15 protein-coding genes are annotated in these 12,187 nt (G+C 74.2%); 4 read left to right on the top strand and 11 right to left on the bottom strand.

Annotated elements, in window-relative coordinates; genetic code table 11:
* Window positions 1-106: 106 nt before the first annotated feature.
* The 5 genes from ACIBH3_RS19050 to ACIBH3_RS19030 form a co-directional block, all read right to left on the bottom strand.
* Window positions 107-526 (bottom strand): molybdopterin-binding protein, encoded by a 420-nt coding sequence (locus tag ACIBH3_RS19050; RefSeq protein ID WP_396313148.1) that lies wholly within the window; start codon window positions 524-526, stop codon window positions 107-109.
* 422 nt (window positions 527-948) lie between these two features.
* Window positions 949-2,463, bottom strand: a complete 1,515-nt coding sequence (locus ACIBH3_RS19045) for a dihydrolipoyl dehydrogenase family protein (RefSeq protein WP_396313147.1) — start codon at window positions 2,461-2,463, stop codon at window positions 949-951.
* Entirely contained in the window at window positions 2,460-2,918 is a 459-nt protein-coding gene (locus ACIBH3_RS19040) for an OsmC family protein (protein WP_396313146.1), read from the bottom strand. The genes ACIBH3_RS19045 and ACIBH3_RS19040 overlap by 4 nt, the downstream gene beginning before the upstream one ends.
* Window positions 2,919-3,138: 220 nt before the next feature.
* Window positions 3,139-3,663, bottom strand: a complete 525-nt coding sequence (locus ACIBH3_RS19035) for a pyridoxamine 5'-phosphate oxidase family protein (protein ID WP_396313145.1) — start codon at window positions 3,661-3,663, stop codon at window positions 3,139-3,141.
* A 173-nt stretch (window positions 3,664-3,836) separates the two neighbouring features.
* Window positions 3,837-4,400 carry an amino acid permease gene (locus ACIBH3_RS19030; protein ID WP_396313144.1) on the bottom strand — a complete coding sequence of 188 codons (564 nt, stop codon included), beginning with the start codon at window positions 4,398-4,400 and terminating at the stop codon, window positions 3,837-3,839.
* A 334-nt stretch (window positions 4,401-4,734) separates the two neighbouring features.
* Between ACIBH3_RS19030 and ACIBH3_RS19025 the strand changes: the two genes are divergently transcribed.
* A complete protein-coding gene (locus ACIBH3_RS19025) occupies window positions 4,735-5,295 on the top strand; it encodes a GNAT family N-acetyltransferase (RefSeq protein WP_396313143.1) in 561 nt (186 codons plus the stop codon).
* A gap of 110 nt (window positions 5,296-5,405) precedes the next feature.
* On the opposite strand, the gene ACIBH3_RS19020 is transcribed toward ACIBH3_RS19025, so the two are convergent.
* Entirely contained in the window at window positions 5,406-5,792 is a 387-nt protein-coding gene (locus ACIBH3_RS19020) for a thioredoxin family protein (protein WP_396313142.1), read from the bottom strand.
* A 261-nt stretch (window positions 5,793-6,053) separates the two neighbouring features.
* Here ACIBH3_RS19020 and ACIBH3_RS19015 point away from each other — a divergent pair, with 261 nt between their 5' ends.
* The 3 genes from ACIBH3_RS19015 to ACIBH3_RS19005 are packed head-to-tail and all read left to right on the top strand — an operon-like array spanning window position 6,054 to window position 8,101.
* Complete coding sequence (locus ACIBH3_RS19015) at window positions 6,054-6,686, top strand: hypothetical protein (RefSeq protein ID WP_396313141.1); 633 nt, start codon at window positions 6,054-6,056, stop codon at window positions 6,684-6,686.
* Between the two features lie 57 nt (window positions 6,687-6,743).
* Complete coding sequence (locus tag ACIBH3_RS19010) at window positions 6,744-7,382, top strand: sigma-70 family RNA polymerase sigma factor (RefSeq protein ID WP_396313140.1); 639 nt, start codon at window positions 6,744-6,746, stop codon at window positions 7,380-7,382.
* A complete protein-coding gene (locus ACIBH3_RS19005) occupies window positions 7,379-8,101 on the top strand; it encodes a zf-HC2 domain-containing protein (RefSeq protein WP_396313139.1) in 723 nt (240 codons plus the stop codon). Before ACIBH3_RS19010 ends, ACIBH3_RS19005 begins: the two co-directional genes overlap by 4 nt.
* Before the next feature lie 114 nt (window positions 8,102-8,215).
* Here ACIBH3_RS19005 and ACIBH3_RS19000 read toward each other — a convergent pair whose 3' ends face one another.
* From ACIBH3_RS19000 to ACIBH3_RS18980, 5 genes are all read right to left on the bottom strand, one after another.
* Window positions 8,216-8,884: a hypothetical protein gene (locus ACIBH3_RS19000; protein ID WP_396313138.1), complete on the bottom strand. Its 669-nt coding sequence runs from the start codon at window positions 8,882-8,884 to the stop codon at window positions 8,216-8,218.
* A 49-nt stretch (window positions 8,885-8,933) separates the two neighbouring features.
* Window positions 8,934-9,620 carry a hypothetical protein gene (locus tag ACIBH3_RS18995; RefSeq protein ID WP_396313137.1) on the bottom strand — a complete coding sequence of 229 codons (687 nt, stop codon included), beginning with the start codon at window positions 9,618-9,620 and terminating at the stop codon, window positions 8,934-8,936.
* Window positions 9,610-10,938: a putative T7SS-secreted protein gene (locus ACIBH3_RS18990; protein ID WP_396313136.1), complete on the bottom strand. Its 1,329-nt coding sequence runs from the start codon at window positions 10,936-10,938 to the stop codon at window positions 9,610-9,612. The genes ACIBH3_RS18995 and ACIBH3_RS18990 overlap by 11 nt, the downstream gene beginning before the upstream one ends.
* Window positions 10,938-11,228 (bottom strand): hypothetical protein, encoded by a 291-nt coding sequence (locus ACIBH3_RS18985; protein WP_396313135.1) that lies wholly within the window; start codon window positions 11,226-11,228, stop codon window positions 10,938-10,940. Before ACIBH3_RS18985 ends, ACIBH3_RS18990 begins: the two co-directional genes overlap by 1 nt.
* Before the next feature lie 169 nt (window positions 11,229-11,397).
* On the bottom strand, window positions 11,398-12,027 hold the full coding sequence (locus tag ACIBH3_RS18980; RefSeq protein ID WP_396313134.1) for a hypothetical protein: 630 nt from the start codon (window positions 12,025-12,027) through the stop codon (window positions 11,398-11,400).
* Window positions 12,028-12,187 lie beyond the last annotated feature (160 nt).

Raw genomic sequence — 12,187 nt, 5'->3', positions numbered from 1 at the left:
GGCGCGGCGTGACCACGGACGCCCGGCCCGGCGTGCGGCCGGGCCGGGCCCGTGCTTCGTGTCGGCCGGTGCGTGCGCCGGCGCGGCGACCGCCGCCGACCGCCGGTCAGGCGGTGGCGAGCGAGAGCTCGGTCGACTTGATCAGCGCGACGACGGACGAGCCGGCCTTCAGACCCAGTTCGCCGGCCGCGTCGGCGGTGATGGCGGCGGTCAGCTCGCCGCCGTCCACGGTGACCTTCACACCGGCCATCGCACCGCCGGTGGAGATCTCGGAGACCGTGCCCGGGATCTGGTTGCGGATGCTCAGCCCGGCGACCGGCCCGGTGGCCAGCGACACCTCGGTGGACTTCACCAGCGCGCGGACCTGGCTGCCCGCCGCGAGGCCGAGCTCCTTGACCGCGTCCAGGGTGACGGCGGCGGTGAGCTCCTGCCCGGAGGCGAGGCGGACCTTGACGGTCGACATGACCTCGCCGTTGGTGACCTTGGTGACTTCGCCGGGGAGCTGGTTGCGGATGCTCAGGGTCATGGGTGGGCCTCGTCTTTCGATCGTGGGACAAAGGGGGTTCCCGATCGCGCCGCTTCCACCCTAACGGGTATGAAAGCGCAGGTCAGAACGCATGCGGCGGCACATGGCAGATGCTGGGCGGACAAGCGGCGAGGTGTCTCACCTGCCATGCACCCGGGACCGGCGTTCACTCGGGAGGCGGCACCGCGGCCGACCCTGCGGCAGCCCGCGGCGGCCGCGGCACGGACCGCCGTGGCGGCAGCAGTGCCCGACCGCAGCGGCATCCCATCGCGGAGCGTCCGACCGCAGCCGTGGCCGCAGTGGCCGGCGCCGCCGCCGGAGATGGCGGATCGTCACCTCCGGCCGGCGGCCCGGAATGCCAGCCCGTACAGAGGCCCGGAATGCCAGCCCGGACAGAGGCCCCGGACAGAGGCCCCGGACGGTCAGCCGCGGCAGTCCTCCAGCAGGCGCAGCCAGACCTCGCTGATCGTCGGGTACGAGGGCACCGCGTGCCAGAGCCGGTGGATCGGCACCTCGCCGACGACGGCGACCGTCGCCGAGTGCAGCAGCTCCGCCACGCCGGGGCCGACGAAGCAGGCCCCGACCAGCAGTTGGCGGTCCAGGTCGAAGACCACCCGGGCCTTGCCCGTGTAGCCGTCGACGTACAGCGAGGACCCGGCGACGGCGCCGAGGTCGTGGTCGACGGCCTTCACCCGCAGGCCCGCCCGCTCGGCCTCGGCCATGGTCAGGCCGACGGCGGCCACCTCGGGGTGGGTGAAGACCACCTGCGGGGCGCCCGCGGTGTCCGCCGAGGCCGCGTGCGCGCCCCAGCGGCCGGTGTCCACGGGCTTGCCGTGGGCCCGCGCGCCGATCGCGTTGCCGGCGATCCGGGCCTGGTACTTGCCCTGGTGGGTGAGCAGCGCGCGGTGGTTGACGTCCCCGGCCGCGTACAGCCAGCCGCCCTCGACCGCGCGGACGGCGCAGCTGTCGTCCACCTCCAGCCAGTCGCCCGGCGTCAGGCCGATCCGCTCCAGGCCGAGGTCCTCCGTGCGGGGCGCCCGTCCGGTGGCGTACAGCACCTCGTCGGCGGTCAGCCGCTCGCCGTCCGCGAGCACCACCGTGACCGGGCCGTCCTGGTCGGGGCGCTCCAGTTCGCCGACGCTGCTGTCCGTGCGGACGTCCACGCCCGCCGCGCGCAGCCCGTCCGCGACCAGCTCGCCCGCGAAGGGCTCCATCCGGGGCAGCAGCCGCGCGCCGCGCACCAGCAGGGTGACCTCGGAGCCCAGCGCCCGCCAGGCGGTGGCCATCTCCGCGCCGACCACGCCACCGCCGACCACGATCAGCCGCGGTGGCATCTTCGGCGCGCTGGTCGCCTCGCGGCTGGTCCACGGGCCGGCCTCGGCCAGGCCGGGTACGCCGAAGGGCAGCACGGCCCGGCTGCCGGTACAGACGGCCACCGCGTGCCGTGCCGTCAGCCGGCGTTCACCGCCGTCCTCCGTCGTCACGGTGACGGTGCGTTCGCCGGTCAGCCGACCGTGGCCGCGGACCAGGTCGATACCGGTGTCGCGCAGCCACTGCACCTGGCCGTCGTCCTGCCAGTCGGAGGCGAAGGAGTCCCGCCGGGCCAGCACCGCCGCCGCGTCCAGCTCGCCGCGCACCGCCTCCCTGACACCGGCCACCGCCCGCGCCTCGGCGAGCAGGGCCGCCGGGCGCAGCAGCGCCTTGCTCGGCATGCAGGCCCAGTACGAGCACTCGCCGCCGACCAGTTCGCTCTCCACGATGACGGTGCGCAGGCCGGCGGCGACCGTCCGGTCGGCCAGGTTCTCGCCGGTCGGGCCGGCGCCCAGAACGATGACGTCGTAGTCCTGCTCCAGTCCGAGCCCCGACTCGGAGCCCTGTCCCTGCTCCTGGTCGTGCTCGTGCTCGTGCTCGTGCGACCGTTCGGGCTGCTCGCTCATGCCCGCTCCTCGGTGGTCTCGATCGCGACGCCCGCGAGCAGCGCCAGGGTGACGGGGGTGCGCTCGCAGATCTCCAGCAGCCGGGCGCGCTGGTCCTCGTCCAGCTCGCCGTCGAGCGCCACCCGGCGGGAGATCCGCCCGGTGCGCCCGTCGGTCTCGTAGCCGAGCCGGACCCGGACGTCGGTCAGCGGCCACTGCTTGCGCTCGGCGTACATCCGCAGAGTGATCGCGGTGCAGGAGCCGAGCGAGGCGAGCAGCAGCGCGAACGGCTCGGGTCCGCTGTCGGAGCCGCCGCGCCGGACGGGCTCGTCGGCGCCGAGCCGATGGGTGCCCGCACGGACGTCCACGTGGTACGGCGCGGCTGCCGCGTTGCCCGTCACCACGGCGGTGGTCACCTTGCGGAAGGCCGGCGGGGCCTCCCCCGGGGTCTCGGTCGGGGTCGGAAGCTGGCTCATGGCGGACACGCCCTCGCTCTCGGTCGGCTGCCACGCCGGAGGGGATCACCGGCGACGGGCCCATCCTCTGCCGGGTGCGGCGGTTCGCGCAGGTGAACACGCTGATCGGGTGCGCGCACAGGCGGCTCCGGGCAGCGGCTCGCGCCTGCGTCCCGGGCGATCAGGCGGTTCCGAGCGGACGGCCGGTCCTGCGCGCGGACGGACAGCCCGTCCCGTGTGGTCAGCCCTCGGCGGTGAAGCGCCAGCGGGTCTGGCTGTACTCGCCGTCGCCCTTGCGGAAGCCGAAGGCCGTCGCCGGATCCACCCGGAAGGCCAGGGCCTCGCCGCCCTGGCCGATGAAGGCGCCGTCGCGGACGTCGAAGTGCCAGTCGCTGCCGTACTTGCGCTCGAAGGCGTCGGCGACCGGGCGCAGCGCATCGTCGCCGCGGACCCGGACGGCGTCGCCCTCCACCACCACGTCCAGGCCCTCGAAGAGGGTCGGGGTGCCGGTGGTCAGCACACAGTGCGGGTTGTGCGCCAGGTTCCTGGCCTTGCGTTCGCCGGGGCCGGTGCAGAAGTGCAGCGCGCCGTCCACCCACACCGCGATCAGCGGTGTGACGTGCGGGCGGCCGCCGGGGCGGACGGTGGAGAGCCAGTAGAGCTCCGCGCCCACCAGCCTGTCACGGGCCTCCGGCCAGCCGGTCGGAGAGGTGTTGCCGTCGCTGTACCGGGGGTCGAGCTCGGCCACCGGCTGCTGCTCCGCCATGGGTGTCCCTGTCGATCGCTGTGCTGCCGGTGCGCCGCGGTACCGCGGGCCTCGCCCGGTACGGCTCCGGATCCGGCATCGGTGCCATTGTCACGGTCGTGCGGCGGCCGTGCGCGGGCTCTCGAAGCCGTGTCGGGCGATGTCACCCGGGCCGGGGGCCGAGGCGGTACGGCTCAGAGGACGGCCGGGGCCAGTTCGCCGGTGTCGGGGCGCTCGGCGGCGGGGTGGTCGCGCATGTGTCGCTGCGGGCGGCGGACGAGCAGGTATCCCAGGCCCAGAAGGGTGACGATGCCGACGCCGAGCAGCGCGGCCCACACCTGGTACCAGGGGGCGCCGGGCGGGGCGAGGATGGCGCGCGGCCAGCAGATGTTGATCACCTCCAGGCCGGTCCAGAGCACCGCGAGGGCGTTCAGCGCGGTGCCGGCCCGGCCGTACGAGACCTGGCCGGACGGGCGCCAGGTGCCCCGCAGCCGGGCGGTCAGGGCGGCCAGGCTGAGCAGGAAGAACGGCAGGAAGAACGGCAGGAAGGTGGCGGCGGTGCCGAAGGTGATCAGGCTGCCGATCGCGGTGGACTCCAGGCCCAGGGGCAGCGCGGCGCCGCTGACCAGGGTCGCGGCCACCGGGCCGCCGATCGGCGCCCGGTGCTCGTTGACCTTGCGGACCTGGTCGGAGAACGGGGAGACGCCGTCCCGGGCGAGCGAGTACAGCCCGAGGGCGGCGCCGCCCTGGGAGGCCATCAGACACGCGGTGACCGCTCGACCACCTGGTACTCGGCTCGGCCCTGGAGACCTTCACCGCCGGCTTCACCCGCAGGCCGGCCGAGTACCGCCCGAGCCACCCGGCGCTGGCCGGCGCCCTGGAGGCCTCCGCGGCGCGTGGCGGCGGTCCTGGCGGGCTCGACGAGCGGGGCTTCGAACTCGCGCTGCGCCTGCTGGTGGACGGGCTCGCGGCCCGGCTCTGACCCCGCCGGTCGTCGGCCGCCCCGGCGCGTCGCCTGCTCGGGCCCGTAGGCCGCTGCGGGAGGCGAAATTGCCTTGCGGCGCGGCCCGGGCCTGGTGCGAAGATCGGGCGATGACCTACACCATCAGGGCCGTGCGCCACGAGGAGTGGCCCAGGGCCAAGGAGATCCGGCTGGCCGCCCTTCAGGATCCGGCCGCCGCCATCGCCTTCCTGGACACGTACGAGCAGGCCGTCGCGAGACCGGACGAGTTCTGGCAGCAGCGGGTGGCGGCCGCCGCGGAGGGGAAGAGCGTCCGGCAGTTCATCGCGCAGGACGCGGACGACGCCGGCGGGCGCTGGGTCGGCACCCTCAGCGTGCTGGTGGAGCCGGCCGGTGTCGCAGCCTCGTTCGGGGGTGTCCCGAATGCTGCGCAGACCCACGTCGTGGGCGTCTTCGTCCGCCCGGAGGCGCGTGGCTCCGGCATCGCCGAGGCGCTCTTCGGGGCCGCCCGGCAGTGGTCCTGGGAGCTGCCCGAGCCACGCATCGAGCGGGTGCGGCTCTATGTGCACGAGGACAACGCGCGCGCCCAGGCCTTCTACCGCAAGGCCGGCTTCCGGCGTACCGGGCACTCGGAGCCCGTCCCGGGGGATGCCGACCGCCGGGAGATCGAGATGGCGATCGACCGGGCCTGACCCGGCGCCCGTCTCGTGCGGGAGGCGTCCGTGCGCCACCCGGCGCATCGCGGGCGGGCCCGGCTGGTCCTGCGGTCGGCCCGGCCCGCGCCGGGCTCAGGCCGCCCGGCTCACGCCGGGTCGGCTGCGGCCGCGGACTCCGCGGCCTTGCGCTTCACCTCGGCCATGTCCAGCTCGCGGGCCTTGCCGATCAAGTCCTCCAGCACGGCCTCCGGCAGGGCACCGGGCTGCGAGAACACCAGCACGCCCTCCCGGATGATCGCCAGCGTCGGGATCGACTGGATGCCGAAGGCGGCCGCCAGCTCCTGCTCCGCCTCCGTGTCCACCTTGGCGAAGACCAGGTCGGGGTGGCGCTCGGCGGCCTTCTCGTACACCGGGGCGAACTGGCGGCATGGCCCGCACCAGGCCGCCCAGAAGTCGATGAAGACGAAGTCCTTGCCCGCCGGGCCGGGGACCACCTCGTCGAAGTTGTCCTTGGTCAGCACGACCGTGCTCATATCAGGGTTCCTGCCCTTCGAGGTTGGATCCGAGGCCGTCCGCACGCGTCAACCCCCGCGTCACCCCCGCTATTCCACCCCCTTCCCGGGCCGGGCGGGCGGCCCGAGAAGGTGTCCCGGAAAGAATTCCGAAGAATCTTGGACGACGGTTGAGTACCTCCGCGCCGGCGTCCGTACTGGAGGGTGCGGGCGCGGGGAAGGCGCCCCGGCCGGCGGGACCCACCCGGCGGTTCCGATCAGCATGCCTCTGGGGACACGATCATGCGCAAGTACAACCGGATCGCTCTGCTGGCCGCCTCCGGCCTGACCTCGATCGCCCTGGTGACCGCCTGTGGCTCCTCCGGCTCCGGCTCCTCCTCCGCGGGCTCGGGCCAGTCGCCCACCGCTGCGGCGACCGCGCCGGCCAGCCCCGCGCCAACGAGCCCGTCGACCGGCTCCGCCGGCGCCCAGGCGGGCGCGGCCGCCCTCCAGGCGGCCACCGACCCCAAGCTCGGCGCCATCGTCACCGACAGCGCGGGCCTGACCCTGTACCGCTTCGACAAGGACACCGCCAGCCCGTCCATGTCCAACTGCAACGGCGCCTGCGCCACCACCTGGCCGCCCGTGCCGGCCGGCGGCGACACCTCCGTCAAGGGCATCGACAGCAAGCTGGTCGGCACCGTGACGAGGGCCGACGGCAGCCAGCAGCTCACCCTCAACGGCTGGCCGCTCTACCGCTACGCCCCCGACACCAAGCCCGGCGAGACCAAGGGCCAGGGCGTCGGCGGCACCTGGTTCGTCGTCACGCCGGACGGCAAGAAGGCCGGCGCCGGCGCCACCACGCCCTCGCAGCCGCCGGCCGGCAAGCCGGCCACCCCCTCGCAGTCCCCGAGCTCCGGCGGCTACGGCTACTGACCGAGTACGGCAGGTGGCCACCACCGGTGGCACGTACGGCCCGGCCGGGCGTGACGGATGACGAAGACCGTCGAGTGGCCGAGCGAGTCTCTCGACCCGGAGGTACGGGTGCGCAAGGATAGCGCCGTGACCGAACAGCACTCCCGCGGCGGCGGTGGCGGCGCCGCGGGCGGGCCGTCGTACGGCACCACACCCGACGAGGAGCTGATGCGCACGCTCTACCAGGAGCACGCCGGCCCGCTGTTCGGCTTCGTGCTGCGCCTGGTGGCGGGAGACCGCCAGCGGGCCGAGGACATCGTCCAGGAGACGCTGGTCCGGGCCTGGCGCAACATCCACCGGCTGGACGTGACGGCGGGCTCGCTGCGCCCCTGGCTGGTGACGGTCGCCCGGCGGATCGTGATCGATAACCACCGCAGCATCCAGGCCCGCCCACGCGAGGTGGACGCCTCGCCACTGGAGCTGCTGCCGGCCGAGGACGAGCTCGACAAGGCGCTGAGGCTGATGACGATCTCCGAAGCGCTCGACGACCTGACCGAGGCCCACCGTGCGGTTATCGTCGAGACGTATCTCAAGGGCCGTACGGTCAACGAGGCGGCGGTCGAACTCGGCGTCCCCGCGGGCACGGTGCGGTCCCGGGTCTTCTACGCGCTGCGCTCGTTGAAGCTGGCGCTCGAGGAACGAGGAGTGACATCGTGACGTCGCCAAGGGAAGATCACGTCGACGTCGGTGCCTACGTCCTCGGCGTGCTCGACGAGCCCGAGCGCAGTGCCTTCGAACGCCACCTGGCCGGCTGCGCGCAGTGCGCGCAGCAGGTCGAGGAGCTCGGCGGACTGGAGCCGATCCTGGCCGAGTACCTGTCCGCCGGAGGGCCGGACGCCGTGGACCCGGCCGATCCGGCGCCCAGGGTGAGCGAGGACCTGCTCGGCCGGCTGGTCGGCGAGGTCGCCGCCACCCGGCGGCGCGGCCGTACCCGTCGGCTGGTGCTGGTCGCGGCGGCAGCCGTGCTGGTGGTCGGCGGGCCGGCCGTCACCGTCGCCGTGGTCAGCGCCGACCACGGAGCCGCGACGACGTCGGTCGCGCAGCAGTTCACCGCCACCGACCCGCTGAGCGGTGCGCGGGCGACCGTGGGGGTCGCGGGCAAGCAGTGGGGGAGTCAGGTCAGCCTCGAACTCTCCAACGTCCGGGGCCCGCTGAGCTGCGACCTGGTCGCCGTCTCGCGCAGCGGGGAGCGGCAGACCGTCACCACCTGGACCGTCCCCGACACCGGGTACGGCACCGCCCAGGCGCCCGACGCCCTGCGCACCGGTGGCGGGGCCGGCCTCCAGCTCAAGGACATCGACCACTTCGAGGTCCGCACCCTGGACGGTCGCCAGGTGCTGGTCAGCGTCCCCGTCCAGGCCCAGGCCCAGGCCTGAACGGCGGGGCCCTGACCAGGCGTCTCCCTGACCAGGCGTGACCAGGTGTCGCCCGGCCCGGGTGTCCGCCCGCCGGGGCGCAGCGCGAGATCCGCTGCGCCCCGGCGGGCAGCCCTAGTTGTGACCCTCCGGGGGCGGGCCGGCGCCGGCCCGCAGAGCCCTGCGGCGGGTGAGGCCGGCGTACAGTACCGCGAGCGCGATCGCGCCGGAGAGTCCCGCTGCGGTCCAGAGGCTGCCGTCGGGGTTCACCCTGTCCGGAGCGTTCGGCGTCGCCCGGCCGGCGGGGTCCTCGCGTACGGTCACCTGATCGCCGGTGGCGAGGCCGTCCTCGGACAGCTTGAGCCTTCCGCCGGGCACGGTCGTGCCGTCGGGCCCGCGCAGGGTGTAGTACCAGTCGGCGTGTCCCTTGGAGACCGGGCCCATGCTCTTACCGACCACCGTGGCGGTCACCGTACGCCCGGAGAGCAGGATCAGGTCCTCCCTGGCCGAGCTGCCCGCCGCGGCGGCGATCAGTGCGGCGATCAGCACGAGGAAGGCCGTCCAGCACCCGGTCTCGGCTCCGGCCGCCACGACGAGGCCGGCCGACAGCACGACCGCGTACAGGGCGCCCAGGCCGAAGCCGGCGAGCCCGCCGAGGTACGCGTTGGCGAAGACGAGCCCGAAGAGCCCGCCCACCGCGAACACGGCGAGGGCCGAGGTCAGGCCGGCCGAGCCCTCGCCGCGCCTCCGCGGTGCCCCGCCGGCCGCCCCGCCACCGGCGGCAGCCCGGGGCGGTGTCAGCACGGTGGCCGCCTCCCTTCACGGCAGCGGCAGCGGGTCGTGACGGGCGCACTCATCCGAACGCCCGCCGGACGCTGGTCCACTGCTCGGACGGTCCCTCGTCAGCCGGATCGGTCGCAGGGGGGAGGAAGGAGATGCCGTCCATCGCCGTCGCCACGATCGGCAGCCACTCGGACCAGTGCTCCAGGTGTTCGGTGCTGAACACGGCTGCCACCACGTGACGGCCCGAGGGGTGCGGGATCAGCAGTTCGATCTGCCGCACGACGGTGGCCGTGTCCTCGGCCACGCCGTAGATCGCTCCGGGGACGGGGACCGCCTTGTCGCGGGTGGCGACGGCGGCCCGGCCGTACGGCAGGCCCAGAACGCCGGCCTCGGCCTCCGGCCAGGCGGCGGCGAGTTGCTCCGCAGCGCGCTGAGGGTAGGTGGCGAGGTCGCCGATCTCCTCGGGCCGGACGAAGAGGGCGAAGGTGCCCTGGATCGGCTCGCCGTCCCCGGCCACGTAGAGGCAGCTCGACACATGGACCGCGCCCTCGCGCAGGTGGGACTGCAGAGCCGTCTCACCCGCCAGGACGAGGCTCAGCTTCTGCTCCGGGAGGGCGTCGGGGAACAGGGCGTGCAGCCCCGCGGCCATCCGCTCCATCCGGTCGCCCGGGTCCTCGTCCAGGTCGATGCGGATGAAGCCGGCCGGCAGGGCGAGCCAGAGCGAGGGGCCGGGTGCCTGTGAGGTCTCAGTGGCCATGGGCCACCCCCCAGTTGCCGAGTCCGAAGGCGCTGCCGAGGGCGAGCAGGCTGCCCGCGACTCCGGCCTTGCCGCCGCCCCTGGCCATGCCCGCTCCGCCGAGGACGTTGCCGGCCCCGGTGGTGTAGTTCACGGAGCTGGTCAGCCCGTCGCTCGGGTTGTTCTGGGTCAGCGAGTAGGCGGTGGGGGCGGCCAGGCCCAGGGTCGTGGCCGCCTGCACCCCGTCGGAGACGTTCATGGCCGCCGCCTTGGAGAGACCGAGCTTCATGGCCGGCTTCTCGATCGCGGTGGTGAAGATCGGGTTCGCCGGGTCGATGGCGCGGGCACCTGCCCGTACCTCGGTGGCGCCCGCCTTGGCGCCGGCCCGGATCCCCGCGCCGACGCCCTCGGTCGCCCGGGCGGTGCGGCCGGCCACACCGATGCCCTTGGCGGCGACGCCGACCCCGGGAATCGCGCCGAGCAGGTCTCCGCCCAGGGTCAGGTAGTTGCCGACGTTCTTGGAGCTCGGCGGCCAGAGCCCGGACGCGCCGTACGTGGCCACGTGCGCGGCGAACGCTCCCGCGCTCAGCGCGATGGCGGCGAGGGCGAGCGGCGGGAAGAAGATGGCCGCGACGCCGGCCACCGATGCGGCCACCGTGAGCATGTCGGCGCCGTGCGCCTTGATCCAGGAGCCGATCTTGCTGAACATGCCGGGCTCCGGCGGTGCCTTGCTGTCGGCGGCCTGGCGGATCCGGGTGGACGCCTGGCGGGCGTCGGACTTGTGGGTGTCGCCCAACTCGTGCGCCCGGCGCAGGACGTCGTCCAGCTCCGTGGCGGCGCTGTCGACCGTACGGGCGGCGGCGTCGAGTTGGGTCCTGGCCGCGTCGTAGCGGCGCTTGGCGTCGGCCAGGCTCGCGTCGTCCGGGTAGTGCTTGCCGGCGAGCTGGAGGTCGGCGGCGCCGGCCGCGCTCCGGTGGGCGGCCTCGGCCTGCTCCTTGTGCTCGCGGGCGGATCGGGCCTGGCGCTCCAGGTCTCGGGCCTTCGGCTGGTGCTCGCCGAGCGAGCGGTACCAGACGTCGAGGGCCTGGTAGGCCTCGGTGATCGAGTCCGAGGCGTCCCGCAGGTAGCCGGGAAGCTTACCGAGCTTGCCCGTGAAGGCGTTGGCCGCCTCGCCCGTCCACTGCCCCTGGCCGTTCGAGAGCTGGGTGAGTACGGTGTGCACCTCGACCAGGTGCTGCGAGACCCGGCGAAGGCTGGTGCTGAGGCCGGAGACCGCGCCCGGCTCGCCCGGTGCGGGGTTGTGGCCGATGCCCGGCCAGTCCTGGGTGTTCGTGGCCATCAGTTGCCTCCGCTCATGGCTTTGGTGAGGCCCTGCTCTGTCCCGGCGTAGTTCTGCTGCACCTGGTCCAGCCCCTCGTGCAGGACCTTGACGCACTCGTGGACCTTCTTCAGGCCGTACTCCCACTTGTCCTGGAAGTGGGCGCAGGAGTCGTCCAGGAAGTCGAAGCCGAGGCCGGTCGGGCCCACGTCCTTCAGTGCCTTCAGGCCCTCTTCCAGCTCGCTGGCGCAGCCCTGCAGGTCTTTGGAGAGTTTCGCGAGAAAGTCCACGTCAACCGTGAAGTCGGACACCAATTCCCCCTAGTGGCGTTTCCGTCGGTAGGCGGACGATGCTAACAGTGCTCACGGGAGGGGCGGTTGGGGCCCTGGTGGTCGGGGTCGGCCGGCCCCGTGTCCGCGCGTTCCCCCCGGGACTCGGGCGGTGGGCGGCCCGGCGGGCCGGACGGGATCCGGCGGCCGCTCACCCGGCGGCGTGGTCCGGCGCCACCGCCGGAGTGATCTTCAACGCGGTGTCGATCGTCCTGAGCAGGGCCGGCGCCCGGCCCGGGGCGACGGCCCCGGCCCAGCCGTCGACCAGCCGCAGCAGGCCGGCGAGGTCGCGTTGGACGCCGCGCAGCAGCCGGCCCAGCTCGGCGGCCGGAAGCTCGATCACCGGGCCGGGGTTCCCCTGGTCGGGCACCAGCCGGACGGTGTCGCCGAGCCGTTCGGCGACGGGCCACGGGTCGTGGCCGAGCCAGATCCCGTCGGCGCCGAGCTCCAGCCACTCCCGCCAGTCGTTCAGGTCGCAGCAGCATCCGGGTCGCAGGACCGTACCGGTGACGGTGTCCTCGATCCGCAGGCCGCCGCTGCCCGTGACGTCCTCCGGGTCCAGCAGGGCGCCGAGGAACAGGTCCAGCGGATCGCCCACGGGTTCGGCGTCGTCCGAGGTGTCCCGGTTGATGTGGCCCAGACTGGCCATCACCGAGCCGACCTCCTCGGGGCTCAGCCCGCCACCGAGCGCGAGCAGGCTGAACGGGGCCAGCGCGGCGACCGGCCAGAGCGCGAAGTCGTCCGGTACGTAGATTTCGAGCACGGGCTGAATGAGGATCACCCCCCGAGTCTGGCGGACACCGCCCGGGGCGCGCACCGCCATTTCCGCCGGGGCCGCGGCCCGCCGTCGGGGGCACGTCGCACGCAGCTCCACCGGGCCGGGCATCGGCGGCCGCGCGCGTACGTACGGCGCGGCGGAGTGGGAAGTCGGACCGGCCGAC

The organism is Kitasatospora sp. NPDC050543, assembly GCF_044457565.1.
In the GTDB taxonomy this organism is placed as follows: Bacteria; Actinomycetota; Actinomycetes; order Streptomycetales; family Streptomycetaceae; genus Kitasatospora.
This window is presented reverse-complemented; position numbering and strand designations above follow the sequence as displayed.

Excerpts from the sequence above, each read along its gene's own strand:
- ACIBH3_RS19050 (WP_396313148.1), bottom strand. The coding sequence starts at position 526 with ATGACCCTGAGCATCCGCAACCAGCTCCCCGGCGAAGTCACCAAGGTC.
- ACIBH3_RS19045 (WP_396313147.1), bottom strand. The coding sequence starts at position 2,463 with ATGAGCGAGCAGCCCGAACGGTCGCACGAGCACGAGCACGAGCACGAC.
- ACIBH3_RS19040 (WP_396313146.1), bottom strand. The coding sequence starts at position 2,918 with ATGAGCCAGCTTCCGACCCCGACCGAGACCCCGGGGGAGGCCCCGCCG.
- ACIBH3_RS19035 (WP_396313145.1), bottom strand. The coding sequence starts at position 3,663 with ATGGCGGAGCAGCAGCCGGTGGCCGAGCTCGACCCCCGGTACAGCGAC.
- ACIBH3_RS19030 (WP_396313144.1), bottom strand. The coding sequence starts at position 4,400 with ATGGCCTCCCAGGGCGGCGCCGCCCTCGGGCTGTACTCGCTCGCCCGG.
- ACIBH3_RS19025 (WP_396313143.1), top strand. The coding sequence starts at position 4,735 with ATGACCTACACCATCAGGGCCGTGCGCCACGAGGAGTGGCCCAGGGCC.
- ACIBH3_RS19020 (WP_396313142.1), bottom strand. The coding sequence starts at position 5,792 with ATGAGCACGGTCGTGCTGACCAAGGACAACTTCGACGAGGTGGTCCCC.
- ACIBH3_RS19015 (WP_396313141.1), top strand. The coding sequence starts at position 6,054 with ATGCGCAAGTACAACCGGATCGCTCTGCTGGCCGCCTCCGGCCTGACC.
- ACIBH3_RS19010 (WP_396313140.1), top strand. The coding sequence starts at position 6,744 with ATGACGAAGACCGTCGAGTGGCCGAGCGAGTCTCTCGACCCGGAGGTA.
- ACIBH3_RS18995 (WP_396313137.1), bottom strand. The coding sequence starts at position 9,620 with ATGGCCACTGAGACCTCACAGGCACCCGGCCCCTCGCTCTGGCTCGCC.
- ACIBH3_RS18990 (WP_396313136.1), bottom strand. The coding sequence starts at position 10,938 with ATGGCCACGAACACCCAGGACTGGCCGGGCATCGGCCACAACCCCGCA.